Genomic DNA, 25594 nt, shown 5'->3' on the forward strand with positions numbered 1-25594 from the left:
CCCGCTCCCCACCCTGGTCCCCACCCCACTCCCCGTCCGGCTCCCACCCTGCTCCCCGTTGATCATGAAGTTATTGCCACTCTGCGCGGCGTGTCGTGGCAATAACTTCATGATCAACCCGGCGGGGCGGGGCGGGGGCGGGGCGGTGGGCGGGGGATGGGGGGATGGGGGGAGGGTGGGGGAGGTGGAGGGTGAAGGTGGAGCCTTGGGTGGGGGTGCTGGTGGCGTTGACTGTGCCGCCGTGGGCCTCGGCGAGCTTGCGCACGATGGCGAGACCCAGGCCGCTGCCGCCGGTCTGCCGGCTCCGGGACTTCTCGGCCCGCCAGAAGCGGTCGAAGACCCGGGGCAGGTCCTCGGCGCTGATGCCGCTGCCGGTGTCGGTCACCGAGATGGCGACCTCGGCGTCGGTCGCGCTGGCGCTGATCGTCACGTGCCCGCCCGACGGGGTGTGCCGTACCGCGTTGGCCACCAGGTTGCCGACGGCCTGGCGGAGTCGCACCGGGTCGGCGTCCACCCGCGGGTCGGCCTCGGTGCGTACCGTGATGGTGACGCCGACCCGGTCGGCCTGGGCCCGGTGCGCCTCCGCGACCTGGGCGAGCAGGTCGGTGAGGTAGACCTCTTCACGGTGCAGCCGCAACGCGCCCGCGTCGGCCTCGGCCAGGTCCTGTAGGTCGGTGATCACATGTTGGAGCAGTGTCGCCTCCTCCAGCAGTGAGGCGAGCAGCCGGCGGTCGGGGACCGCGACGCCGTCTTCGACCGCTTCGAGCCAACCCCGGATGTTGCTCACCGGCGTACGCATCTCGTGGGCGATGTCGCTGACCATGGCCCGGCGTAGCTGCTCCAGCCGTTCCCGCCGTTCGGCCATGTCGTTGAAGGCCTCGGCCAACCGGGCGATCTCGTCGCGGCCGGTCACCCGGACCCGGGCGGCGCCGTCGCCGTCGCGCATCCGTTGGGCGGCCCTGGTCAGCGCGTGCAGCGGGCGGGTCAGCCGGATTCCGGCGAGGACGGTGAAGCCGATCGTGACCAGCAGGACGAGTCCGGCGACCGCGACGATGCGGGTCTGGTTGGCGGGGGAGAGGTCGAAGGTGGTCGAGGGGCGACCGCCCGGGTCGGTGACGAAGAGGGTCGCGGCCGGGGCGACGTACGGGAGGAGTTGTTCGCGTCGACTGGTGCCGACGCAGGCGCTGACCGACCGGTTGTGCTCCTGGTCTACCCCCGCCGCGCTGCGGGAGTCGGGTGCGCTGGCCGCCGGCTGCCTCGTCCAGGTCCAGTTCAGGTCCACCTGCACGGCGGGCAGGCGTCGCCGCGCCAGGCAGGTGTTCACCAGCGCGTTGAGCTGGGCGAGCGCCTTGCCCTCGGTGGCCGTACGGGTCGCGAGTTCTTCCCGCAACGGAGCGCAGACGGCACTGTCGGCGAGGTCGGTGCCGGGGGTGTCGAGGCGAGGGCGGCCGGTGGGCCCGTCCACCACGGTGGCGTCGATCTGCGCCCGGAGCCGCAGACACTGGGCCGCGCGGGCCGCCTTGTCGCGCAGCGCGGCGCGCTCCTCGGGCGGAAGCAGGTACGGCCCGGTGGTGCGCGGGTCGATGCGGCTGGTGCCGCCGTCACCGCTGCCGCCCGCCGGGGTGGTGCCGCCGTCACCGCTGCTCGACGGGGTGGTGCCGGGCATCAGGGCGGTGTCGACGGCGAGCGCGTCGACGGTCGCGGACGACGTCGTCGGCAACGGGCCCGCTCCGGGGGCCGAGTCCGCGATCGGCGCACCGGTCTCGGTGGTCAGGGCGATCCGTCGGCCGACGTCCTGGGCGAGCGGCCGGAGGGTCGCGTCGACTCCGTCCCAGCTCGGGTGGGTCGCCGCGTACGCGAGCACCGTGTCGTAGATGCGCGCGTCGTCGGCGAGCGCCTGACCCTGCTCCTGCCGGATCGCTCCGGTGGTGGTGCGCACAGCCAGCCAGGCGGTCGCCGCGATCGAGCCGATGGCGATGAGGACGGCCAGCGCCAGCAGTCGGAGCAGCAGGCTGCGGCGCAGCGGGACCTCACCCGACACGGGGTGGCTCTTCGACGAGCTTGTATCCGATGCCGTACACGGTCACCAGCCGGGCCGGCTTGCGCGGGTTCGGCTCGATCTTGCGGCGGAGGTTCATCACGTGCACGTCGACGGTCCGGTTGGTGATGTACCTGTCGAACCCGTGCAGGTAGCCCAGGAGCTGATCCCGGGTGAACGCCCGGGAGGGCTGGGCGGCCATCGCCTGGAGCAGCTGGAACTCGCCGGGTGTGCAGTCGACGAGGCGTCCGTCGCTGCGTACCTCGTGGCGCACCGGGTCGACCTGCACGGCACCGACCCGCAGCACCGGGTCCGCCGGCGTCCGTTGGCCCCGGCGCAGCAGGCTGCGGGCCCGGGCGACCAGTTCACGGGGGCTGTACGGCTTCGTCATGTAGTCGTCGGCGCCCAGGTCGAGGCCGAGCAGCAGGTCGTCCTCGGTCGACCTGGCGGTCAGCATGAGCACCGGCAGGTCGGACTCCCGCCGCAGAATGCGACAGACGTCCAGGCCGTCGACCTTCGGCATCATCACGTCGAGGACGAGCAGCGCCGGGGGTCGCTGACGGATCTGCTCCAGGGCGGCCCGACCGTCGGCCACCACCGTCACCTCGTGCCCCTCGCGTTCCAGATAGCGGCGGGCCAACTCCGCCTGCTTCTGGTCGTCCTCGGCCACCAGCACGTACGCACACACGGCAGCGACTGTACGTGGCGCGTACCGGTTCCAGTACGGCCGCTGAGCTGGGGCTATCGGATGACGACCGCTTCCTTACAGGTCTCTGACACCCGGGCGTGAAGCTGCACGCCATGACCAACTCAACCCATCGGGTCGCGGCCGGGCTCGCCGCCGCCACAGTGCTCGTCGCCGCCCTGGCCGGCTGTGGCGGTGGCGGTGACGCCGACAAGGACACCGCCAGCGGTACGGGCGAGGTGGCGTCGCTGACCACCCCGTCCGCCTCGGCGAGCGCTACCGGCACCACGGTCAGCGGCCGTCCACAGCTGCGCCTCGACAGCACCGACGAGGAGGAGAACCAGCTCTGGGGGTTGTACAACATCTGCCTGCACGACAACGGCGTGAAGCTGAACGACGGCCGGTCCCGGCCCGGCCCGGTGGGTGACGGCACGGGCCTGTCGCTGGACCAGAGCGGGGAGCCGAAGGCGGCGTACGTGGCGTGCGCCAACAAGCTGCCGCTCCAGCCGCCGGAGCTGGATCCGGACAAGAACCCGAACTACGTGAGCCAGTGGAACGACTACGTCCAGTGCCTGCGCGGGCGCGGGCTGAAGATCCATTCACTGCCGGACGGCTCGGGCTGGACCTACGACGACGGCGTCGCCGACCCGACCAACGGGCTTGAGGGTGCCGCGATGGACAAGGTCGAGCGGGACTGCACGATGGAGATCTTCGGTGCCAAGAAGTAGCCCGGACGACGATCCTGGTCGGCGGACGACCCGGCGTACCGCGATCGTGGTGGCGGCGGTGACCCTGGTGGTCGCCGTCGGTGCCGGCGTCGGGGCGCTGGCCCTGCGCCACGGTCCTCGGGACGACGCCACGGACGCCCCACCGCCGGTCACCACGACGACGGTGACCCGGGCCGACCTGTCGGACAGCCGCTCGCTCAACGGCACACTCGGCTTCGGCCCGGAGCGGTTGGTCAAGGGTGCCGGGGAGGGCGTCGTCACCCGGCTGCCGAAGGTGGGCGACACGGTGGCCCGGGGCAAGCCGCTCTACTGGGTCAACGACCGACCGGTGCCGGTGCTGTTCGGCGGGACGCCGCTCTTCCGCACGCTCGACAAGCCAGGTCTGGTGGGCAGCGACGTGCGGATCGTGTCGGACAACCTGAGGGCGCTCGGCTACCACACCGGCTCGCAGCCGTCGCGGACCACCGACGGCACGAAGATCGACGCCGGTCAGGCCCTGCTCACCACGAGCCTCGTCGGCGCGATCAAGAAGTGGCAGCAGGCCGTCGGCCTGGACCCGACCGGCGCGATCGCGGTCGGGCAGGTCGCGGTGCTGGCCGGGTCGGCCCGGGTCAGCGCGGTGAAGGCGCTGCCCGGTGACCCGGTCGCCGGTGAGCTGCTGGCCGTCACCGAGAAGGTCAAGCTGGTCACCGTGCCGGTCGGGGCCACCGACGTGGGCGCCATCACGGTGGGTGCCGCCGTGGTCGTCGCCCTGCCGGACAGCTCCGAGATCCCGGCGAAGGTCGCCTCGATCTCGCAGACGGTGCGCGGCGGTGGGTCGGACGGCGGCACCGGGCAGGGCAGCCCGCCGACCGTGGACGTCCTCGTCGCGCCGACCCGGGCGGCGGACGTGGCCAAGCTGGACGCGGCCACGGTTCAGGTCCGCTTCACCACCACCGTCCACAAGGGCGTGCTCGCGGTGCCGGTCGGCGCGCTGGTGGCGCTGCGCGAGGGTGGACATGCGCTGCAACTGCCCGACGGTGCGCTGGTGGCCGTGGAGACCGGGATGTTCGCCCGGGGCCTGGTCGAGGTCAGTGGCACCGGTGTCACCGAGGGCCTCGACGTGGTGACGGCATCGTGATCGCCGAAGCGGTGCTGACCGTCGAGGGAGTCAGCAGGACGTACCCCGGCGGGGTGACCGCACTGGACGACGTCTCCCTGACCGTGCGCGCCGGGGAGATGCTCGCCATCGTCGGGCCGTCCGGGTCCGGCAAGTCCACCCTGCTGAACATCATGGGCACCCTCGATCTGCCGAGCAGCGGTCGGGTACGCGTCGCCGGGCAGGAGGTCACCGCCCTGTCCGACCGTCGGCTCTCCGCGCTGCGGGGCCGCTGGCTCGGCTTCGTCTTCCAGCAGTTCCACCTCACCGACGGGCTGGATGCCGCCGAGAATGTCGCCACCGGCCTGCTCTACGCCGGGGTGCCCCGGCGTCGCCGTCGCCGCACCGCGATCGAGGCGTTGGGCCGGGTCGGCCTGGCGCACCGGGTGAACCACCTGCCGCAGCAGCTCTCCGGCGGGGAGCGGCAGCGGGTGGCGATAGCTCGGGCGCTCGTCAACGAGCCGGCGCTGGTGCTGGCCGACGAGCCGACCGGTGCCCTCGACACGGCGAACGGAGAGGCGGTTCTCGCCCTGCTCACCGACCTCAACGCGGAGGGCACCACCATCGCCGTGATCACCCACGACCGCGATCTCGCCGCCCGTACGCCTCGACGGGTGGAGATCCGCGACGGCCGGATCGTCGCCGACACCGTCGCCGGGGGTGGGGCGTGAGCGCGTCCCCGGGTGGCGCCCGGTCGACCCGACTCGCCCCGACCGACGTACTCCGGCTCGGTCTGCTCGGCCTGACCACCCGCCGGATGCGGGCGGTCCTCTCCGCCCTGGGCATCTCCATCGGCATCGCCACGCTGGTCGTCGTGGTGGGTATCCCCGCGTCCAGCCAGCGCGGTCTGATGGAGCAGCTCTCCGCCCTCGGCACCAACCTGCTGCGCGCCGAACCCGTGCCGGATCAGAACCCGCCCGCCCTCCTGCCCGAGGACGCCGCCGCCATGGCGTCGCGGATCGGGCCGGTCCACGCGGCGAGCGCGGTCGCGAACACCCACACCGCCGTACGCCGCAACGACCTGCTGGACCGGTACGACACGTCCGGGCTCACCGTGCTGGCGTCCCGGCCGGACCTGTTGGGGACCGTCAACGGCCGGGTCCGCAGCGGCCGGGCCCTCGACGACGGGTCGGCCCGGCTTCCGACCGCTGTCCTCGGCTACGTCGCGGCGAGCCGGCTCGGCTTCGCCACTGTGGACCCCCGGCAACCACCACAGGTGTTCATCGGTGAGCGCTGGTTCACGGTGATCGGGATCCTGGACCCGTTGCCGCTCTCCCCGGATCTCGACCGTTCGGTGCTGGTCGGGTGGGACGCCGCCAAGGCCATGCTCGGCTTCGACGGTCACCCCACCGTCGTCTACCTGCGGGCCAGGGAGGACGCGTTGGAGGACGTCCGTGGCGTGCTGCCGGCCACCCTCAACCCGCAGCTCCCCGGGCTGGTCCAGGTCAGCCGCCCTTCCGACGCGCTCGCCGCGAAACGGGCCACCGAGGACAGCTTCTCCGCGCTGTTCCTCGGGCTGGCAGCCGTCGCCCTGCTGGTCGGCGGGATCGGGGTGGCCAACACGATGGTCATCTCGGTGCTGGAACGTCGTCGGGAGATCGGCCTGCGCCGGGCGCTCGGCGCGAACCGCGGCCAGATCCGGGTGCAGTTCCTCACCGAGTCGGTGCTGCTCAGCGTGCTCGGCGGTGCCGCCGGTGCCGCCCTGGGGGTGCTCGCCACGGTCGGCTACGCCAGTTACCAGGGCTGGCCGCCCACCATCCCACTGCCCGCGGTGCTCGGCGGAGTAGCCGCCGCCCTCCTGGTAGGCGTGGTCGCCGGCGTCTACCCGTCCATCCGGGCCGCCCGCCAAACCCCCACCGAAGCCCTAACAACCCCCTGACAGGTCCCCGCTGCCGGTGACCTCCTTGGTCGATCATGAAGTTATTGCCACTCGGCGCGGCGGGTCGTGGCAATAACTTCATGATCAACGGGGTGGCGGGGTTGGGGGTTGGGGTTGGGGGGGTGGGGTGGGGGTGGGGTGGGGTGGGTTAGCGGCGGGTGGTGCGCCAGGTTGAGAGGGCCAGGGTGGCGGAGTAGCCGGCCAGGACGATCACGTGGAACAGGTAGAGCCAGAGGAGGACGGCCACGCCCGCGCCGATGTCGTCGAAGCCGCCGAAGGGCACTCCCAGGTCCAGTGGGAGTGAGGCGAAGAGCACGAAGCCGTGCAGGAAGCCGGAGAGGTTCGCCGCGGTGAACGAGCCGATCCCGAGGGTGGAGAGCCAGTCCGGTGAAGCCGGCCCGACGACCCGGAACACCCACACCAGCACCGGCGTCAGCACCAGCCAGACCGCCAGGAAGGACAGCACCACACCGAGCACACCGAGCCAACCACCCTGGCGTACGAGGCGGGTGGTGAGCGGAAGCGCCAGCAGGATCGACAGCAGCAGCGCGGGGGCCGGCGCGAGCAGTGGCAGCAGCAGGAGCCGGCCCCGCCAGCCGACCAGGTGCTCGTCGGAGCGGGGCGCGGCCACCGAGACGAACGCCCGGCGCAGGCCCTCGCCGTACAGCGAGGCGGGCAGCAGGGAGGCCAGCGCCAGCAGCGGGGTCAACTCCACCCCGGCCTCGACCAGCGCCTCGACCGCCCGGGGCGCGCCGATCGCGGTGGGCAGCGCCTCGACGGCGTACGAGGTGAGCCGGCGTACCCGGTCGGCCCCGGCCACCAGCGCGGTGAGCCAGATCGCCAGCAGGGCGACCGGCACCACGGCGATCGCCCCGTAGAAGGTGATCGCGGCGGCGTGCAGCGACAGGTCCCGTCCGCGCACCGGACGGAACGCCGCACTGATGATCCGTTTCGTGCGCTGCCATCCGTTGCCCATCGGGTCCTCCTTCCCTGTCGCCGAGGCTGTCACTCCTTAAGATCGCCGGTCATGACTGTTCTCACCACCGAACGCCTGATCCTGCGCGATTGGACCGCCGATCCGGCCGATCTGGCCAGGATCTACGACATCTACTCCCGTCCGGAGATCAGCCGTTGGTTGGGAGTCGCCCCGGGTCTGCCGCTGACCGATCCGGCGCAGGCCGTCGAGCGGCTGCGGATCTGGCAGGAGCGGCACGCCGCCGACGGTGGCCGGTACGGCACCTGGGCGATCGAGGTACGCGAGACGGGACAGGTGGTGGGCACCGTTCTGCTCAAGCCGTTGCCGGGGCGCGACGAGTCGCGCCGCAGCGACGACATCGAGGTCGGTTGGCACCTGCACCCGGACGCGTGGGGCCACGGCTTCGCCACCGAGGCGGCCCGCGCAGCGGTCGACCGGGAGTTCGCCGCCGGCACCCGGGAGATCTACGCGGTCGTGGCGCCGGGCAACGAGGCGTCGATGGCTGTCGCCCGGAGGCTGGGCATGGTCCATGTCGGTCAGCGCACCGACTGGTACGGCGGGGAGCTGCTGGAGACGTTCGTGCTGACCGCACCAGATGCCTGACCGTTCCCGCACGACCTGACGCAAGATCCGCGCAAACTCGGGGAAGGTGCTGCCTCCAGTCGACTGGAGGCAGCACCTTCCCCGAAATTGCCTGCAGGTCGGGCCATGGGTCGACCCCCAGGGCAGACAAGTCCGTCAATAGTCACCGCGGTCTAAGTGTTGACGCTCCCGTAGCACGTCAGTAACCTTTGGGCCAAAGTAACGCAAGATTTCGACAAAGGTGTGCACGGTTCTGTGCACACACTCGGAAGATTCAACGGGCCTCCTGGGGAGGCCCGTTGATGGTCGTACCCCTCTGGTGTTTCCAAGGCGGTCGGCGGCCCCCGCGCCGCCCGTCCACCCGTCTCTCTCGACACCGGCCCTCCCGCTTCGGCCGGCGCTGCACCGCCGCACCCCCCACCCCCGTGGTCCAGCCACCGCGGCAACCGTCCCCCGACGACAAGGACAGTGATGAGACGAACGAATCTGTTCAGGATGGTGGCGGCCACGGCCGCCGCCGCGCTGATCGCGACGGCCGGGGCGACCGCCCTCGCGAACCCGGCCGCCGCCGCCCACCCCACCGAGGCAGCCGCGGCGGCACCGAGCGCCTTCGCCCCGGCGGCCACCAACCTCGCCCAGGGCCGTCCCACCCAGGAGAGCGGCCACGCCGACGTCTACGACTCGTCGAAGGTCGTCGACGGCAACGCGGGCAGCTACTGGGAGAGCGTCAACAACGCGTTCCCCCAGTGGGTGCAGGTCGACCTCGGCTCGTCGCAGAGCGTCAACCAGGTCGTGCTGAAGCTGCCGACCTCCGGTTGGGGGACCCGGACGCAGACGCTGAGCGTGCGCGGCAGCACCAACGGTTCGTCCTTCACCGACCTGGTCGGGTCGCAGACGTACACCTTCAATCCGGCGAGCGGCAGCACAGCCACGATCAACTTCAGCTCGACCTCCACCCGCTACGTGCGGATCACCATCACCGCCAACAGCGGCTGGCCGGCCGGGCAGCTCTCCGAACTGGAGGTGTACGGCAGCGGCGGCACCACCCCCGACACCACAGCGCCGAGCGTCCCCGGCAACCTCTCGTACACCCAGTCGGGCACCACCATCAGCCTCAACTGGTCCGCGTCGACCGACAACGCGGGCGGCAGCGGCATCGCCGGCTACGACGTCTACCGCAACGGCGCGTTCCTCCAGTCCGTCGGCACCGTGACCAGCTTCAACGACACCCAGCCGGCGACGGCGACCGTGTCGTACTACGTCCGGGCCCGCGACGCGGCCGGCAACCTGTCCGGCAACAGCAACACCGTGACGCGTACGGGCAGTGGTGACACCACCGCGCCGAGCACCCCGGGGACGCTGTCGCAGAGCACGTCGGGCAGCACGATCACGCTCACCTGGGGGGCCTCCACCGACTCCGGTGGCAGCGGGCTCGCCGGCTACAACGTCTACCGGGGCGGCAGCCTGATCGCCACGCTGGGCACCGTCCTCACCCATCAGGACACCCAGCCGGCGACGGCGACCGTCTCCTACTACGTCCGCGCCCGCGACGGGGCCGGCAACCTCTCCGGCAACAGCAACACCGTCACCCGGACCGGCAGCAACCCGCCGGCCTGCACCAACGTGGCGCAGGGCAAGAGCATGACGGCGAGCGGCTCCACCTTCAGCTTCACCCCGGACAAGGCGAACGACGGGCAGCTCTCCACCTACTGGGAGGGCGCGGCGAGCTACCCGCAGAACCTGACGGTGGCGCTCGGCGCGAACCACTCCATCTCCGGTGTCACCGTGAAGCTCAACCCGGACTCGTCGTGGGGCACCCGTACCCAGACCATCCAGGTCCTCGGCCGCGACCAGGCGTCGTCCTCGTACACCAGCCTGGTGTCGGCGGCGGCCTACCAGTTCGTCCAGGGCAGCAACGTGGTGACCATCCCGGTCAGCGCGACCACCGCGGACGTGCAGTTGCGGTTCACCGGTAACACCGGTGCCCCGTCCGGCCAGGTGGCCGAGCTTGAGGTGTGCGGCACCCCGGCGCCCAACCCGGACCTGGTCGTCAGCTCGGTGACCTGGTCGCCCTCATCGCCCAGCGAGGTCTCCCCGGTCACGCTCTCGGCGGTGGTGCAGAACATCGGCTCAGCGTCCGCCGGCGCGACGACCGTGAACTTCAGCCTGGCCGGCGCGGTCGTCGGCAGCGCCTCGGTGGGCGCGCTCGCCGCAGGTGCCTCGACCACCGTGTCGTTCAACGCCGGCACCCGGCCGATGGGCAGCTACGCCGTCTCGGCGGTGGTCGACCCGGCGAACACGATCGTCGAGCAGAACAACGGCAACAACAGCTTCACGGCGGCGTCGCCGCTGGTGGTGGCGCAGGCCCCGGGCCCGGACCTCCAGGTGCTCAGCATCGCCTCGAACCCGCCGAACCCGGCCGTCGGGGCGTCTGTCAGCTTCACCGTGACGGTTCGCAACCGGGGCACCACCGCGACCGGCGCGACCACCGTCACCCGACTGGTGGCGGGCAGCACCACGCTCAACACCAATACCGCCTCGATCGCCGCCGGCGCGACGGTCACCGTGGCCGTCGCCGGCACCTGGACCGCCACCAGCGGCGGCGCCACCCTCACCGCCACCGCCGACGCCACCAACGTGGTCACCGAGACCAACGAGACCAACAACGCGTTCAGCCAGTCGATCGTGGTCGGGCGCGGGGCAGCCGTCCCGTACGTCTCCTACGAGGCGGAGGCCGGTCGTTACTCGGGCACGCTGCTGGAGACCGACGCCCTGCGGACGTTCGGGCACACCAACTTCGCCAGCGAGTCGTCCGGTCGCAAGTCGGTGCGGCTCACCAGCACCGGCCAGTTCGTCGAGTTCACCTCGGCCAACCAGGCCAACTCCATCGTGGTGCGCAACTCCATTCCGGACGCGCCCGGTGGCGGCGGCATCGAGGCGACCATCAGCCTCTACGTCAACGACGTCTTCTCCCGGAAGTTGACCCTGTCGTCGAAGCACAGCTGGCTCTACGGCAACACCGACGGGCCGGAGGCGCTGACCAACACCCCGCAGGCCGATGCCCGGCGGCTCTTCGACGAGTCGAACGCGCTGCTGGCGCAGTCGTACCCGGCCGGCACCCGGTTCAAGTTGCAGCGCGACTCGGGTGACACCGCCTCCTTCTACGTCATCGACATGGTCGACCTGGAGCAGGTGGCACCGGCGGCGAGCCAGCCGGCCGGCTGCACCTCGATCACCTCGTACGGCGCGGTCCCGAACGACGGGATCGACGACACCGCAGCCATCCAGCGGGCGGTGACCGACGACCAGAACGGTGTCATCAGCTGCGTCTGGATCCCCGCCGGGCAGTGGCGGCAGGAGCAGAAGATCCTGACCGACGACCCGCTGAACCGGGGCATGCACAACCAGGTCGGCATCAGCAACGTCACGATCCGGGGCGCCGGCATGTGGCACTCGCAGCTCTACACGCTGACCGAGCCGCAGAACGTGGTGGGCGGCATCAACCACCCGCACGAGGGCAACTTCGGCTTCGACATCGACAAGAACACCCAGATCTCCGACATCGCCATCTTCGGTTCGGGCCGGATCCGCGGCGGTGACGGCAACGCCGAGGGTGGCGTCGGTCTGAACGGTCGCTTCGGCGCCGGCACGAAGATCAGCAACGTCTGGATCGAGCACGCCAACGTGGGCGTCTGGGTGGGTCGCGACTACGACAACATCCCCGACCTGTGGGGACCGGCCGACGGGCTGGACTTCAGCGGCATGCGGATCCGCAACACGTACGCCGACGGCATCAACTTCAGCAACGGCACGCGCAACTCGCGGGTGTTCAACTCGTCGTTCCGCACCACCGGCGACGACGCGCTCGCCGTCTGGGCCAACCCGTACGTCAAGGACCGCAACGTCGACATCGCGCACGACAACCACTTCGTCAACAACACCATCCAGCTGCCCTGGCGGGCGAACGGCATCGCCATCTACGGCGGCTACGACAACTCGATCCAGAACAACCTGATCTACGACACCGCCAACTACCCGGGCATCATGCTGGCGACCGACCACGACCCGCTGCCGTTCTCCGGCACGACGCTGATCGCCAACAACGGGCTCTACCGCACGGGCGGCGCGTTCTGGAACGAGGACCAGGAGTTCGGTGCCATCACGATCTTCCCGGCCACTCGGGACATCGTCGGGGTCACCATCCGCGACACCGACATCATCGACTCGACCTTCGACGGCATCCAGTTCAAGAACGGTGGCGGCAACATCCCGAACGTCGCCATCACCAACGTACGCATCGACAAGTCGAACAACGGTGCCGGCATCCTCGCGATGAGCGGCGCGCGCGGTAACGCCAACCTGACGAACGTGACGATCACCAACTCGGCCGACGGCAACATCGTCATCCAGCCGGGCTCACAGTTCGTCATCACCGGCGGCTAACCCTCAGCCCGCCGTTTGATCAACACGGTTCCAGTGAAGTCGGGGTGTCCGCGGACTGCGGACACCCCGATTTCCGTGAAGCCGAGTCGATCGCGTCCTCCTCGCTGGGTGCCTCCGCACCGCGTGTGCGCCCGGTTCGGTGGTCTCGGCGAACCTTCACCCCGGTCGGCCTGGACGGCCTTCGTCACGTTCGCGGCGGTGAGCCGGCCCGTGCGATGATCAAGGTCGGCTCGCTGGCGGGAGGCTGACGAATCAGGATGGGTGTCGTGACGACCGGGCTCTGCCTCGCCGTACCCGCTCTGCTCGTGCTCTGGTTGTGGGGCCGACCGCTGCTCACCGGCCGCTGGAAGACTCCGGGCTGGTTCGCCGCGACGGCCGGACTCTCGGTCGCCGCCGCCGCTGTCACCTGGTTCGTCGGCGCGTTCGCGGGTTCCTCGATGAACTCGGAGGAGTCCTGCCGACAGGCCGGCGTCACCTACGACAGTGCCTACCGCGCCGCGCACTGGCGTGAGTCGACGAGGTGGTTCCCGCTCCACGACCGATGCAACGCCACCTACGACCTGGTGCCCGCCTGGGTCAACCCGGCCCTGGTGCTGCTGTCCCTGCTGGCCGTCCTCTGCCTCGGCGCAGCGGTCTGGCTGGCCGTCGTGCGACGCCGGACCACGTCGAGTGGGGCGTCGGCGCGCAGATCTTGGACACTTTCCGTTCGTCGATGACGGAAACTGTCCAAGATCTGCACGCGCCTCGCGCCTTGCGACGGTGCACTCATTCGGGCTGACGGACCCCGTGTGCGATGACGCGTTTCTGGGGCTGCGGTGGCTAGGCTGAGCTGAGCAGAACGTCCCGCTGAGGGGGTGAGCCCGGATGGCCCAGGCAGCGTTCGCGCCGGAGCCGGCGCCGCAGCACACCGAGCCGTCGTTCGACGTGCTGCGGTGGCACGACGAACCGTGGACTGCGCAGCTCGCCCTCGACCTGTTGCCGGAGACCAACGGCCCCAAGGTTGAGGTCCTGAGCGGAAGCGTGATCGTGACACCACATGCGGGAATCGATCATCAGTCGGTCGAGCGCGAATTGCCCTACGTGCTGCACCGTGCTGCGCGGAAGGCCGGATTTTGGGTTTATCCGGAGATCAACGTCATCTCTGGGGATGACCTCTTCATCCCGGACATCGCTGTGCTGCGCAAGTCCGGTGGTGGCCGCACGACGGTCCCCATCGCCGAGGCGGTGTTGTTGGGGGAAATCGTCTCGCCGGGTAACCGGCGAAAGGACGTGATCGACCGACCCCGCGAGTACGCCGCCGTCGGGGTGCCGTTCTTTCTCCGGGTGGACCTGCGTAACCGGGTGCCGACCATTGCCCTGTTCGAGTTGTCCGACGGGGAGTACCGGCCGTTCGCCGCCGCTGCGGCGGGGAGCACCTTCGCGATGCGGGAGCCGTTCGAGTTCTCCATCGACCCGGCCGAGTTGCTGGACGAGGAGGAGCCGGCGGAGGGGGAGGGCTGAGGCTCCCAGCGGGCGTGCAGCGGCGGTGGGGAAGAATGGCCGGGTGACTACCCCCCGCGACCTTGTTCTGCTCGGGTCCACCGGCTCGATCGGCACCCAGGCCATCGACATCGTCCGGCGCAACCCGGACCGGTTCCGGGTGGTCGCCGTGGGTGCCGGCGGTGGCAACGTGGAACTGCTCGCCACGCAGGCCCTCGAACTGGGCGTCGAGGCGGTCGGAGTGGCGAAGGCGTCCGCCGCGCAGGATCTGCAACTCGCGTTCTACGCGGAGGCGAGCCGGCGCGGATGGGCCACCGGTGACTTCAAGCTTCCCAAGATCGTGGCCGGGCCGGACGCCATGACCGAGCTGGCCCAGTGGCCGTGCGACGTCGTGCTCAACGGGGTGGTCGGCTCGCTGGGCCTCGCTCCTACGCTGGCCGCGCTGCGCGGTGGTCGTACCCTCGCGTTGGCCAACAAGGAGTCGCTCGTGGCCGGCGGCCCGCTGGTCAAGGCCGCGGTGACGCGGCCGGGGCAGATCGTGCCGGTCGACTCGGAGCACTCGGCGCTGGCCCAGTGCCTGCGCTCCGGGTCGCGGGGTGAGGTGCGGCGGCTGATCGTCACGGCCAGCGGCGGTCCGTTCCGGGGTCGGCGGCGCGACGAGTTGACGCAGGTCACACCCGAGCAGGCCCTGGCGCATCCGACCTGGAACATGGGGCCGGTCGTCACGATCAACTCGGCGACCATGGTCAACAAGGCGCTCGAGGTGATCGAGGCGCACGAGCTGTTCGACGTGCCGTACGCCGACATCACCGTGATGGTGCATCCGCAGTCGGTGATCCACTCGATGGTCGAGTTCGTCGACGGGTCGACGATCGCCCAGGCGAGCCCACCGGACATGCGACTGCCGATCGCGCTGGGCATGGGCTGGCCCGACCGGGTGCCGGAGGCGGCCACCGCCGTCGACTGGACGGCCGCGCACACCTGGGAGTTCGCGCCGCTCGACGACCAGGCGTTCCCGGCCGTCGCCCTGGCCAAGGCCGCGGGGGAGGCCGGGCGCTGCCGGCCGGCGATCTACAACGCGGCGAACGAGGAGTGCGTGGCCGCGTTCGTGGCGGGCCGGCTGCCGTTCCTCGGCATCGTCGACACCCTCGAACGGGTGTTGGAGGAGGCTCCGGACTTCGACGAACCAGGTACCGTCGAGGACGTGCTCGCGGCCGAGTCGTGGGCGCGCGCGCACGCGCAGGAGATCATCGCGGGTTCGGTGGAAGGAGCTTGATGTCGTACCTGCTCGGGGTGGTCCTCTTCGCCCTGGCCATTCTCATCTCGGTGAGCCTGCACGAGGCGGGTCACCTGTTGACCGCCAAGGCGTTCGGGATGAAGGTCACCAAGTACTTCGTCGGTTTCGGACCGACCATCTGGTCGTTCCGGCGGGGTGAGACGGAGTACGGCCTCAAGGGCATCCCCCTCGGCGGCTTCTGCAAGATCGTCGGGATGACGCCGCAGGACGACGACGTCGAGCCGGGCGACGAGTCCCGGGTGATGTGGCGCTACCCGGTCTGGAAGCGGACGATCGTGATGGCCGCCGGATCGATCACGCACTTCGCGCTCGCCCTGGTCACCATCTGGATCCTGGCCGTCTCCGCCGGCCTGCCCAACCCGGACTTCCCGACCACCGACGCGCAGGCCCGCCAGGAGCCCGCCGTCATCCGGCTCAGTGACTGCGTGGTGGCGGAGAACTCGGTGCGCGCCTGCGCCCCCGGGGACGCGGCCAGCCCCGCCGCCCAGGCGCAGTTGAAGAACGGGGACCAGATCACCTCGATCAACGGCACCCCGGTCAACTCCTACGGCGACCTGCTCACCACGCTGCGCGGGCTCAAGCCGGGCGACACCGCGCAGATCGCGTACGTCCGCGACGGGCAGCCGGCCACCACCAGCACCGTGCTCGCGCAGACCCAGCGTCCGCCGCTGGACAACCCGACCGGTGCCGCCGCCCCGGTGGCCGCCCTCGGCGTCGGGCTCGTCCCCAGCACACCCACCCGTGTGACGTACAGCCCGGTCGGGGCCTTCGGCGCCACCGCCGACTTCACCGGCGACCTGGCCGTCGGCACCGCCCAGGCGCTCCAGCGCCTCCCGCAGAAGGTCCCCGCCCTGTGGACGGCCCTCACCGGCGGTGAACGCGACATCGACACCCCGATCAGCGTGGTCGGCGCCAGCCGGCTCGGCGGCGAGGCGGTGGAGAACAACGCCTGGCTGGTCTTCTTCATGCTCTTCGTGTCGCTGAACTTCTTCATCGGCGTGTTCAACCTGCTGCCGCTGCTCCCGGTGGACGGTGGCCACATCGCCATCGCCTGGTTCGAACGGGCCCGCTCCTGGATCTACGCCCGGATCGGCCGGACCGACCCCGGACGGGTGGACTACCTCAAACTGATGCCCTTCACGTACGCGGTGATCCTGATCGGTGGCGCGTTCACGCTGCTGACCATCGCCGCGGACGTCGTCAACCCCATCACGCTCTTCTCAAGGTGAGTGCCTGAAGTGACAGCTATCAGTCTCGGTATGCCCGCCGTGCCGCCCCCGCCGCTCGCTCCCCGTCGGGCCAGCCGCCAGATCATGGTCGGTTCGGTCCCGGTCGGCGGCGGTGCGCCGGTGTCCGTGCAGTCGATGACCACGACCCTCACCTCCGACATCAACGCCACGCTCCAGCAGATCGCCGAGCTGACCGCGTCCGGCTGCCAGATCGTCCGGGTGGCCGTGCCGTCCCAGGACGACGTCGAGGCGCTGCCCGCGATCGCCAAGAAGTCGCAGATCCCGGTGATCGCCGACATCCACTTCCAGCCCAAGTACGTCTTCGCCGCGATCGACGCCGGCTGCGCGGCGGTCCGGGTCAACCCGGGCAACATCCGGCAGTTCGACGACAAGGTCAAGGAGATCGCGCGTGCCGCCGGGGACGCGGGGGTGCCGATCCGGATCGGCGTCAACGCCGGCTCGCTGGACAAGCGGCTGCTGAGCAAGTACGGCAAGGCGACCGCCGAGGCGCTCGTCGAGTCGGCGCTGTGGGAGTGCTCGCTGTTCGAGGAGCACGGTTTCCGCGACATCAAGATCTCGGTCAAGCACAACGACCCGGTCGTGATGATCCGGGCGTACCGGCAGCTCGCCGAGCAGTGCGACTACCCGCTGCACCTCGGCGTCACCGAGGCCGGACCGGCGTTCCAGGGCACCATCAAGTCGGCGGTCGCCTTTGGTGCGCTGCTGGCCGAGGGGATCGGCGACACGATCCGGGTGTCGCTGTCCGCCCCGCCGGTCGACGAGATCAAGGTCGGCAACCAGATCCTGGAATCCCTCGGTCTGCGCGAGCGGGGCCTGGAAATCGTCTCGTGCCCGTCCTGCGGGCGGGCGCAGGTGGACGTCTACAAGCTCGCCGAGGAGGTCACCGCCGGCCTGGAAGGGCTGCCGGTGCCGCTGCGGGTCGCCGTGATGGGCTGCGTGGTGAACGGTCCGGGTGAGGCCCGGGAAGCCGACCTCGGCGTCGCCTCCGGAAACGGCAAGGGCCAGATCTTCGTCAAGGGGCAGGTCGTCAAGACGGTGCCCGAGGCCCAGATCGTCGAAACCCTCATCGAAGAGGCGCTGCGGATCGCCGACGAGATGGGTGCCGAGCTTCCCGAGGAACTGCGCGGGCTGGTCACCGGCCCGACCGTCACCGTGCACTGATTTTCCACGTGGAACAGCGGCCGTTCCCCGTGCGGGGAACGGCCGCTGTTCGTTTGCGGCGATCGTGCGTTGTGGCGCGGGCTGGCGCTGTGGTGCGGCCTGGCGTTGTGGCGGTGGCGCGTTGTGGCGCGGCATCGCGCTGCGGTGTGGCCTGGCGTTGTGGTGTGGCCTGGCGCTGTGGTGCGGCCTGGCGTTGTGGTGCGGGCTGGGGTCACTCGGATTCGGCGAGGATCGCGTACAGCTTGCGCCGGGTCTCGTCGAGCACCTGGGCGGCCCGCTCCCGCTGGTCGTCGGTGCCGTTCATCATCACCTGGCGCAGCGCGTTCATCGCCTGCGTGCCGGAGTCGCGGATGTCGTGCCAGCTGCTCACCGTGCCCTGGGCGACGTCAGCCCACGGCGGGGTCTGCGCGGCGTCGGTCGCCTCCGCCTGACCGGCCTCGGTGACGGTGAACCGCTTCCGCCCACCACCGGACTCCTCGGTGCTGGCGACGATCACGCCCTCGTCCTCCAGGAGCTGAAGGGTGGGGTAGATCGAGCCGGGGCTCGGCCGCCACGCACCGCCGGTGCGGGAGTCGATTTCCTGGATCATCTCGTAGCCGTGCATTGGCCGCTCGGTGAGCAGGGCCAACACGGCGGCTCGGACGTTGGGTCGTCGGCCCCGACCCCGACCACGGCCCCGGCCGCCCCAGGGGCCGCCGTGTCCGTGCTCGTGGCCATGACCGTGCGGACCGGGCGGAACCGGCGGGAAGCCGAACCCCCGCATCCGGGCCTCGTGCATCGGGTGGTGCTGTCGGTGGAACCTCATGGGGCTCTTCCTTCCATAAGACTATCGCTGATGCATCAACGATATATCGCCAATGCATCGCCGACAACCCCTTCGCCCTGGCCCGCGTACTCTTCGCTGCCAGCGGCGCGCTGCCGTTCTGCCGACGCGGTGGGCCTGCTCGGCGGCGGGGCGTTCGCGCACGTCACCGGGGAACCGTGGCACTCCGCCGCCGCCGTCGGTCTCCTCCGGGCGTGGCACCGGCGGGGGCAGCACCAGGGCGTACGGCATGGGCTACGAACTGAGCAAGGTGCTCGCACCGGTAGCGGTGACCACCCTGGCCCTCGGCTGGGTGTACCCGACTGGCTCGTACTCGATGCCCTGTTTCTCCTGCTCGGAGCCTTGGTGCCCTCGGTCGTCCGCTGGGCCGGGCGGACCCGGCCTCGGGTAACCGGTGCCGGCCTTCTCACTCGACCGGCGAAGCGGGGGGCTGATCTGGCAGGCTGATAGCCGTGCTGACGGTGCCGGTACGCCAACTGGGGGAATCGGAGCGCCGCGCGGTCGAGCGACTGCTCGACCATGACCCGTTCGCGGGCGCGCAGGTCGCCGAGCGCATCGCCGCGCGCGGACTCTCGTGGTGGCGGGCCGAGGGCAGAATCCTGGGGTACGGAGCCCGCCGCAACCTCGAATCACTCTGCTGGCTCGGCGGCAACCTCACACCGGTGCTGGCCAGCGACGCCGCGGTGGCCGCCTTCGCCGACCTGCTCGCGGGCGAGGAGAGGCTCTGCTCCTCCATCGTCGGTCGGGCCGATGCCGTCCTCGGGCTGTGGGACCGCCTCTCCGACACGTGGGGGCCAGCGCGAGACGTTCGCCCCAATCAGCCGCTGCTGGTCACCGACACGCTGCCACCCGTACCGGCCGATCCGGAGGTACGCCAGGTCCGCTCCGGCGAGGTCGACCGGCTCTTTCCGGCGGCGGTGGCCATGTACACCGAAGAGGTCGGCGTCTCCCCGCTCGCCGAGGACGGCGGACGCAGCTACCGCCGGCGGGTCAACGACCTGGTCCGGACCGGTCGCGCGTACGCCCGCATCGTCGACGGCAAGGTCGTGTTCAAGGCCGAGTTGGCCGTGGTCACCAAACGGACGGCGCAGATCCAGGGCGTCTGGGTGGCACCGGAGTGGCGAGGCCGGGGGATCGCGACCGCTGCCATGGCAGCCGTGGTCCGCGACGCGCTGCTGCGGGTCGCCCCCACCGTCAGCCTGTACGTCAACGATTTCAACCTGCCGGCCCGGCGCGTCTACGAGCGCTGCGGCTTCCAGCCGGTCGGCACCCTGGCCACCGTCCTCTTCTGACCGCTGCGGCTGGGTCTGCCGCCGGCGGTTTCATCGCTGCACGCCGGTCGCCTCACCGCCGTGACAGCCGCTCTTGCGCGGCGTCTGCTCTTGCGCGGCGTCTGCTCTTGCGCGGCGTCGGCTCTTGCGCGGCGTCGGCTCTCGCGCGGCGTCGGCTCTCGCGCGGCGTCCGCTCTCGCGCGGCGTCCGCTTTCGCGCGGCGTCCGCTCTCGCGCGACGCCTGCGGCCCACAAGCAGCGAGATCTTGGACAGTTTCCGTTCTCGCTTGACGGTAAGTGTCCAAGATCTGCTGACGCCTGCCGAGTGGACCATGCCGACTGGTTCCGGCGGTGCGATTCTGCGGCCAGGTGGGGTGGGTCTGCTGGACGGAGATGCGGATGCGGCGTAGGGCGGTGCGGGCGACCGATCTGCGGACCCGGATGCTGGCGGCTGGCACCCCTGGGTGCGGGTGCCGGCTTCCGGTCGGTGTCGTGGTGCGGTCTGTGCGGGGTCAAGGGGTGGGGATACCGCTGGCCGGCACCCGTGGGTGCGGGTGCCGGCTTCCGGTCGGTGCCGTGGTGCGGTCTGTGCGGGGTCAGGGGGTGGAGATGCCGCTGGCCGGCACCCCGGGGTTGCGGGTGCCGGCCAGCGGTCGGTGGTGCTATGCACGTGCCGTGCGGTGGTGCGGTGGTGCTGTGGTGGTGCCGCGTGCTTGTCGTGTGGTGGTGCTGGGGTCAGCTGTTCCAGTGCTGGGCGACGAGGTCGGTGGCCTGCTGTTCCCACTGGGCGTAGGCGTCCGGGTAGGCCGACACCTGCACCGTCTGCGCGGCGTCGGTCAGGGGCATGTTCTGCCACCCGTCGACCTGCTTGAGGCCCTTGAGGAAGGCGGTGGTGGAGTACTCGGGGTTGGTGATCTGCTCCGGCGTACCCCAACCCGAACTCGGGCGTTGCTGGAACAGGCCCAGCGAGTCGTGGTCGTTCCTATCACCCAGGTGGCCGAGGTTTTCCAGCTTGGACTCCTGCAGGCTCGTCGCGATCGAGATGACCGCGGCCCGCTCCGGCAGACCGGCCTTCTTCGTGGCGGCGATGATCGCCTTCACGTTGGCGGTCTGCTCATCGTTCAGGGCGATCCGGGACTGCTCGCCCTGCGGCTTCGGCGCGGCCGACTGCACAGCCACCGCGACCGGCTTGGCGTCAACCGGGTTGGCGTGGGCGGCGATGGGGCCGGCGAAGACACCACCGGCGAACGCGAGACCCGCAACGGACAGAACGCTCTTACGCATGATCGTGTTCATGGGGGTAGCTCCTTCGGGGGTAGGAACACCCACACCACCAAAAGGGGGAACGGTGGTGGTGGGTGTGAGCACCTCGTCCGGCGCTGCAACAAACAAGAGGAAAAAGTTTGAGGGGTGACGCCCTGTCGGGCGTCGGAGTCGGCGACCTGGCGAGCGGGAGGCTCGCGGCGCCGGGACCCTGTATAACGACCGGGGGCCGGGAGTCATTCCGGGGTCGGCCCATCCATCGGCACCCTCATCGCGGCGGTGCCTGCGGTCGTGGGGGTTGTAACGACCGGCGGGCCGGGGCCATTCCGGGATCGGCCTCTCATCGAGGCGGTGCCTGCGGTCGTGGGGGTTGCAACGACCGTGGGGCTGGCCTCATTCCGAGGTCGGCCCATCCATCGGGCGGCACCCACATCGCGGCGGTCCTGCGGTCGTGTGGACTGCAACGACCGGGTCAAGGCTGCCATTCCCACCTGCGCGACCCGCCCTGAGAGGCCGGCCCGCGGTCGGTGGTATTGCGATCGTCAGAGTGTGTAACGACCCCGCCCCGGCCATGATTCCAGCCCACGAGTGCTCCCGACCACACCCCAGATCGCCCAAAAGCCGGCAAAACCCCTTCGGTCGCGTGCCGCACGGCAGCAAAGCACCCCTCAACGGCTGTGATCCACTCGCGTACCTGGAAGTCGCGCTGTCCCGGACGCCCGGACACCGCGACATCACAGAATCCGAGTCGATCTGGACCTGCGAGGCCGTCGCGGACTGCCCATAAGCCCTCAGATCGGTCAAAACGCCCACAGGTTACGCGTCGTCACCGTGTCCTGCCGTCCCTGCCCCGGGGCAGGAGGTGGGCGGCGGCGGAACTGATGGAAGTCCAGCTCAGAGGCGGGTAAATCGGTTGAGATGACGGGGTGCTGCCGGCAGGCTGAGGTCTCCGCCACCCACGTCCCGGAGGACTTCCATGCGCCTGCTCCGTGATCTGTGGGGTACGTCGACCCGTCGTGTGACGACCGTGGCCGTCCTGATCGTGCTGGGTGCCGCAGGGCAGGCGGGCGCATCGGCGCTGGCCGGCGCGGTGCTGGTGCATCGTTCGGCTGGTTTCTTCGCCGTGCTGGCCGTGGCCCTGGTCGCAGTGGTCCTCAGCGACCTCGCGGTGAGTCTGCTGATGGCCGCCCTGACCGCCGACTGGTCCGCCGACGTACGCCGCCGGCTCTGCCGGGTCGCTCTCGGGCAGGACCTGCCCACCCTGGAAACCACTCCGGTCGGCGAGTTGCTGGACCGCATCGACGGGGACGTCTATCAGGTGGCGTCGGCGATTCGGAACCAGGGCACCCGTCTCGCCCAGGGCCTCTGCGTCGGTCTGTTGTCGATGGTCGTGGCGCTGTTCGTGTGGTGGCCGGCGGGGATCGCGATGCTGCTGCTCACTGTGGTGCTCGCGGTCGGCCTGCGCCGGCCCACGGCGCGGATCGGCCCGGCCCGGATGGCCGAGGAGGAGGCGTGGTCCGACCTGGCGGCCGTGATGGAGGAGGCGGTGCACGGCCAGGACGACGTACGCACCAGTCTGGCGCGGCCGTACGTGCTGCGGTTGTACGCCCGGCGGGCCTCCGCCGTGCTCTCCCGTGGCCTGGTGGTCTGGGTGCTGTCCGCCCGGGTGGCGACGGTGGCCACCGCGACGATCCGGGCGGGCATCGGCGCGGTGGTGCTCGGCGGGGCGTGGGCGTTGGCCACCGGCCGGATCGACGCCGCCCGACTCACCGCCATCTGGCTGCTGGCCCTGGCCTTCGGGGCGACAGCGGAACACGTCAGCCGGATGGTGCCGGAGATCCAGGAGGCGCTCGGCGCGTGGGCGCGGGTGCAGTTGCTCTCCAGGGCCCGGCAGGAGCCGGTCGGCGGGGCCAGCCCGAGCGAGGGTGACCTGCGCATTCGGGACCTGACGTTCGGGTACGGGGAGAATGCCCGGGGTGCCGCGCTGCGCGGGCTCAGCCTCACCTTCGCGCGCGGTCGCTCGTACGCGCTGATCGGGCGGACCGGCTCGGGCAAGTCGACGCTGGCGAAGGTGCTCACCCGGGCGGTCGACGTGCCGCCGGGCGCTGTCTTCCTCGGCGGCACCGACCTGTGCGACCTCGACGTCGAGCAACTGCGACGCTGGGTGGCGTTGGTGCCGCAGCGCACCGAGATCCTGGCCGGCACGCTCGCCGAGAACGTGGCGCTGTTCGACCCGGAGTTGCTCGACGCGGCGGCTCGGGCGCTGGACGAGCTGGGCCTGGCGAGCTGGATCGCGGAGCTTCCGGACGGCTTGACGACCCGGCTGGGGGAGGGCGGGCACGTGCTCTCCGCCGGTCAGGAGCAGTTGGTGGCGTTCGCCCGGATCCTGGTCCGGGAGCCGCACGTGGTGATCCTCGACGAGGCCACCGCGCGGCTGGACCCGGTCACCGAGGCGCGGGTGCAGCGGGCCACCGAACGACTGCTGCGCGACCGGATCGGCATCGTCATCGCGCATCGACTCTCCTCGGTGCGCCGCTGTGACGAGGTGGTCGTGCTGGCCGACGGCGCGGTGGTCGAGGCCGGTCCGCTGGAGACGTCGACGCGCTTCGCGGAACTGTTGGCGACCAGCCACGCCGCCGCGTACGCGACGGCGGCGCCGGCCGGTCGTGCCGGCGTCGGCACCGACCTGCTGGTCGGCCCCGGCCCGGACGCGTGGCCGAGCGAGCCGGCGCCCGCGCGGGACGAGCCGGTCGCGGCGACCGGGCAGGGTGCCGCGTGGCCGACCGAGCCGGCGTCGACGCGGGCCGAGCCGCGTGAGCAGGCCACCCGGGAGACACCCGCCGACAGCACGCGGAACGCGGTCGGGCCGAACCGGGCCGACCCGCCGCCGCTGCCGCCGGTGCCGCCGGCCCGGACGCTGCGGGAGATCTTCCGACTGTGCACGAACGATCCCCGGTACGGGGCGGCGGCGATCGTGTTGTTCCTCGGGCTCAGCCTGCTCGGGCTGGACGGCCCGGTGCTGCCCTGGCTCTGGGCGGACCTGGTCGACGGGACCGGCAACCCGTACCTGCCGGCGGTGGGGATCGTCGCCGGGTTGCTGGTCACCCTGCCGCTGCCGTTCTACACCCATGTCTGGTTCCCGCAGTGGTGGGTGCGGCAGATGCTGCGGATCGGCCTTCGGCTGGTGCACGGCCAGACCGGGCCGCGCCGGGTCAGCTCACACACTCCCGCCGAGGTGGTGGCGCAGGGTGGGGACACCGAGCGGGTGGTCCAACTCGCCGACAACGTGCTGGACCAGACCGTCGCGCTGGTGCTCGTGGTCGCCATGACGGCGGTCACCGGCAGCGTCGTACCCGGGCTGTTCTTCCTCGGCACGATGGTCGTGTCGGGGCTGGCCGCGACGTTGTTCGGGCCGAAGCTGGAGCGGGCGGCGCGGGCGACGGTGGCGGCGCGGGCCTCCTTCGCCACGGCGCTGGTCTCCGCGCTGTCCGCGGCGCGGACGGTGAAGCTCGCCGGCGCGACCACGGCGGTGCTTCGCCACCTGGCGGGCCTGGACGTGCTGCGCAGCGACCGGCAGCGGCGGGAGATCTCGGTGCAGGTGTGGGCCCGCTCCACACCGTCGATGGCCAGCGGGTTGTTGCCGATCGGGGCCTGGGCGCTCTACCTGAACGGGTCGCTCTCCGCCGGGGCGGTGCTGGTGGCCGTCTCCACACTGGGCGCGGCCCGCTGGTTCGCCTGGACGACGGCGTCGTTGATCTCGCAGCTGCCCTCGGCCCGGGTCTGGACCCGACGGACCGTGGCGATGACCGGCGTGAGCACGTACTCCGCGGGGGTGCCGGAGGTCGACCTGACGGCTGGGACGGCGCCCGCGCCGACGATGCCGCCCCGGCATCCGCTGCGCCGGCTGGAGCTGCGTGGCTTCGGGGTGGTGCACTCCGACGGCACGGTGGCCGTCCGGGACGTGGACCTGACCGTGCAGCGGGGGCAGTTGGTGCTGGTCGTCGGGCCGGTCGGGTCCGGCAAGTCCTCGTTGCTGCGCGGGCTGGCCGGGATCGTGCACCACACCGGCGAGCTGGCCTGGAACGGTGACCCGGTCACCGAGCCGGAGCTGTTCCTGCGCCCGAACCAGGTCGGCTACGTCGGTCAGTTGCCCCGGGTGCTCTCGGGCACGGTGGCCGACAACATCGCCCTCGGGCACCAGGTGGACGCGGCGGGGGCGGTCAGCACCGCCCAGCTCGACCATGACCTGGCCGCCGCCGGTGGTGGGTTGGGCCTGCTCATCGGGCACAAGGGCACCCGGCTCTCCGGCGGGCAGTTGCAGCGGTTGGCGCTGGCCCGCGCGCTGGCCCCGCGTACCGAACTGCTGGTCGCCGACGATGTGTCGTCGGCGCTGGACGTCACCACCGAGCTGGCGTTGTGGCAGGCGTTGCGCGGCCACGGGGTGACGGTCGTCGGGTCGACCGCGAAGCGCGCCGCGTTGGTCCGGGCCGACCACGTGGTGGTGCTGCTCGGTGGCACGGTGGCCGCCCAGGGCACCTGGCAGGACCTGGAGGGCGACTGGTCACACCTGGCGGGTTGAGTG

18 protein-coding genes are annotated in these 25594 nt (G+C 71.0%); 13 read left to right on the forward strand and 5 right to left on the reverse strand.

All coding sequences use genetic code 11. The features are described from left to right. Positions 1–70: 70 nt before the first annotated feature. Complete coding sequence (locus AB0877_RS10310; protein WP_366608274.1) at positions 71–2041, reverse strand: HAMP domain-containing sensor histidine kinase; 1971 nt, start codon at positions 2039–2041, stop codon at positions 71–73. After that, positions 2031–2726: a response regulator transcription factor gene (locus AB0877_RS10315; RefSeq protein WP_366608275.1), complete on the reverse strand. Its 696-nt coding sequence runs from the start codon at positions 2724–2726 to the stop codon at positions 2031–2033. The genes AB0877_RS10310 and AB0877_RS10315 overlap by 11 nt, the downstream gene beginning before the upstream one ends. A 113-nt stretch (positions 2727–2839) precedes the next feature. Here AB0877_RS10315 and AB0877_RS10320 point away from each other — a divergent pair, with 113 nt between their 5' ends. Genes AB0877_RS10320 through AB0877_RS10335 form a run of 4 tightly spaced genes read left to right on the forward strand, consistent with a single transcriptional unit; the run spans position 2840 to position 6468 of the window. Continuing rightward, positions 2840–3451: a hypothetical protein gene (locus AB0877_RS10320; RefSeq protein ID WP_366608276.1), complete on the forward strand. Its 612-nt coding sequence runs from the start codon at positions 2840–2842 to the stop codon at positions 3449–3451. Then, positions 3438–4571: an efflux RND transporter periplasmic adaptor subunit gene (locus AB0877_RS10325; protein WP_366608277.1), complete on the forward strand. Its 1134-nt coding sequence runs from the start codon at positions 3438–3440 to the stop codon at positions 4569–4571. The genes AB0877_RS10320 and AB0877_RS10325 overlap by 14 nt, the downstream gene beginning before the upstream one ends. Then, complete coding sequence (locus tag AB0877_RS10330) at positions 4571–5260, forward strand: ABC transporter ATP-binding protein (RefSeq protein ID WP_366608425.1); 690 nt, start codon at positions 4571–4573, stop codon at positions 5258–5260. Before AB0877_RS10325 ends, AB0877_RS10330 begins: the two co-directional genes overlap by 1 nt. Next, positions 5257–6468 (forward strand): ABC transporter permease, encoded by a 1212-nt coding sequence (locus tag AB0877_RS10335; RefSeq protein ID WP_366608278.1) that lies wholly within the window; start codon positions 5257–5259, stop codon positions 6466–6468. The genes AB0877_RS10330 and AB0877_RS10335 overlap by 4 nt, the downstream gene beginning before the upstream one ends. 148 nt (positions 6469–6616) lie before the next feature. On the opposite strand, the gene AB0877_RS10340 is transcribed toward AB0877_RS10335, so the two are convergent. Continuing rightward, entirely contained in the window at positions 6617–7444 is an 828-nt protein-coding gene (locus AB0877_RS10340; protein WP_366608279.1) for a YhjD/YihY/BrkB family envelope integrity protein, read from the reverse strand. Between the two features lie 51 nt (positions 7445–7495). On the opposite strand from AB0877_RS10340, the gene AB0877_RS10345 reads away from it, so the two are divergent. The 7 genes from AB0877_RS10345 to ispG all read left to right on the forward strand — a co-directional run bounded on the left by AB0877_RS10345 (position 7496) and on the right by ispG (position 17656). After that, entirely contained in the window at positions 7496–8047 is a 552-nt protein-coding gene (locus AB0877_RS10345) for a GNAT family N-acetyltransferase (protein ID WP_366608280.1), read from the forward strand. A 450-nt stretch (positions 8048–8497) separates the two neighbouring features. Then, a complete protein-coding gene (locus tag AB0877_RS10350) occupies positions 8498–12469 on the forward strand; it encodes a CARDB domain-containing protein (RefSeq protein ID WP_366608281.1) in 3972 nt (1323 codons plus the stop codon). Between the two features lie 266 nt (positions 12470–12735). Continuing rightward, entirely contained in the window at positions 12736–13185 is a 450-nt protein-coding gene (locus tag AB0877_RS10355; protein WP_366608282.1) for a hypothetical protein, read from the forward strand. A gap of 148 nt (positions 13186–13333) precedes the next feature. Further along, complete coding sequence (locus AB0877_RS10360; RefSeq protein WP_366608283.1) at positions 13334–13969, forward strand: Uma2 family endonuclease; 636 nt, start codon at positions 13334–13336, stop codon at positions 13967–13969. Between the two features lie 43 nt (positions 13970–14012). After that, a complete protein-coding gene (dxr, locus tag AB0877_RS10365; RefSeq protein WP_366608284.1) occupies positions 14013–15224 on the forward strand; it encodes a 1-deoxy-D-xylulose-5-phosphate reductoisomerase in 1212 nt (403 codons plus the stop codon). Next, the gene (locus AB0877_RS10370; protein WP_366608285.1) at positions 15224–16474 is read left to right on the forward strand and encodes a site-2 protease family protein; all 1251 of its coding nucleotides are present in this window, start codon (positions 15224–15226) and stop codon (positions 16472–16474) included. Before dxr ends, AB0877_RS10370 begins: the two co-directional genes overlap by 1 nt. A 9-nt stretch (positions 16475–16483) precedes the next feature. Next, the gene (gene ispG / locus AB0877_RS10375) at positions 16484–17656 is read left to right on the forward strand and encodes a flavodoxin-dependent (E)-4-hydroxy-3-methylbut-2-enyl-diphosphate synthase (protein ID WP_366608286.1); all 1173 of its coding nucleotides are present in this window, start codon (positions 16484–16486) and stop codon (positions 17654–17656) included. 211 nt (positions 17657–17867) lie between these two features. Here the strand turns inward: ispG and AB0877_RS10380 are convergent, their stop codons facing one another. Beyond that, a complete protein-coding gene (locus AB0877_RS10380) occupies positions 17868–18461 on the reverse strand; it encodes a PadR family transcriptional regulator (RefSeq protein ID WP_366608287.1) in 594 nt (197 codons plus the stop codon). Positions 18462–18931: 470 nt separating this feature from the next. Between AB0877_RS10380 and AB0877_RS10385 the strand changes: the two genes are divergently transcribed. Next, on the forward strand, positions 18932–19771 hold the full coding sequence (locus AB0877_RS10385; protein WP_366608288.1) for a GNAT family N-acetyltransferase: 840 nt from the start codon (positions 18932–18934) through the stop codon (positions 19769–19771). Between the two features lie 713 nt (positions 19772–20484). On the opposite strand, the gene AB0877_RS10390 is transcribed toward AB0877_RS10385, so the two are convergent. Then, complete coding sequence (locus AB0877_RS10390; protein ID WP_366608289.1) at positions 20485–21045, reverse strand: hypothetical protein; 561 nt, start codon at positions 21043–21045, stop codon at positions 20485–20487. A gap of 943 nt (positions 21046–21988) precedes the next feature. On the opposite strand from AB0877_RS10390, the gene AB0877_RS10395 reads away from it, so the two are divergent. After that, positions 21989–25591 carry an ABC transporter ATP-binding protein gene (locus AB0877_RS10395; RefSeq protein WP_366608290.1) on the forward strand — a complete coding sequence of 1201 codons (3603 nt, stop codon included), beginning with the start codon at positions 21989–21991 and terminating at the stop codon, positions 25589–25591. Positions 25592–25594: the final 3 nt, after the last annotated feature.

This window comes from Micromonospora sp. NPDC047644, from assembly GCF_040704315.1.
In the GTDB taxonomy this organism is placed as follows: domain Bacteria; phylum Actinomycetota; class Actinomycetes; order Mycobacteriales; family Micromonosporaceae; genus Micromonospora.

Coding starts and splice junctions, on each gene's coding strand:
- AB0877_RS10320 (WP_366608276.1), top strand. CDS start 2,840: ATGACCAACTCAACCCATCGGGTCGCGGCCGGGCTCGCCGCCGCCACA.
- AB0877_RS10340 (WP_366608279.1), bottom strand. CDS start 7,444: ATGGGCAACGGATGGCAGCGCACGAAACGGATCATCAGTGCGGCGTTC.
- AB0877_RS10345 (WP_366608280.1), top strand. CDS start 7,496: ATGACTGTTCTCACCACCGAACGCCTGATCCTGCGCGATTGGACCGCC.
- AB0877_RS10350 (WP_366608281.1), top strand. CDS start 8,498: ATGAGACGAACGAATCTGTTCAGGATGGTGGCGGCCACGGCCGCCGCC.
- AB0877_RS10360 (WP_366608283.1), top strand. CDS start 13,334: ATGGCCCAGGCAGCGTTCGCGCCGGAGCCGGCGCCGCAGCACACCGAG.
- AB0877_RS10370 (WP_366608285.1), top strand. CDS start 15,224: ATGTCGTACCTGCTCGGGGTGGTCCTCTTCGCCCTGGCCATTCTCATC.
- AB0877_RS10380 (WP_366608287.1), bottom strand. CDS start 18,461: ATGAGGTTCCACCGACAGCACCACCCGATGCACGAGGCCCGGATGCGG.
- AB0877_RS10390 (WP_366608289.1), bottom strand. CDS start 21,045: ATGAACACGATCATGCGTAAGAGCGTTCTGTCCGTTGCGGGTCTCGCG.
- AB0877_RS10395 (WP_366608290.1), top strand. CDS start 21,989: ATGCGCCTGCTCCGTGATCTGTGGGGTACGTCGACCCGTCGTGTGACG.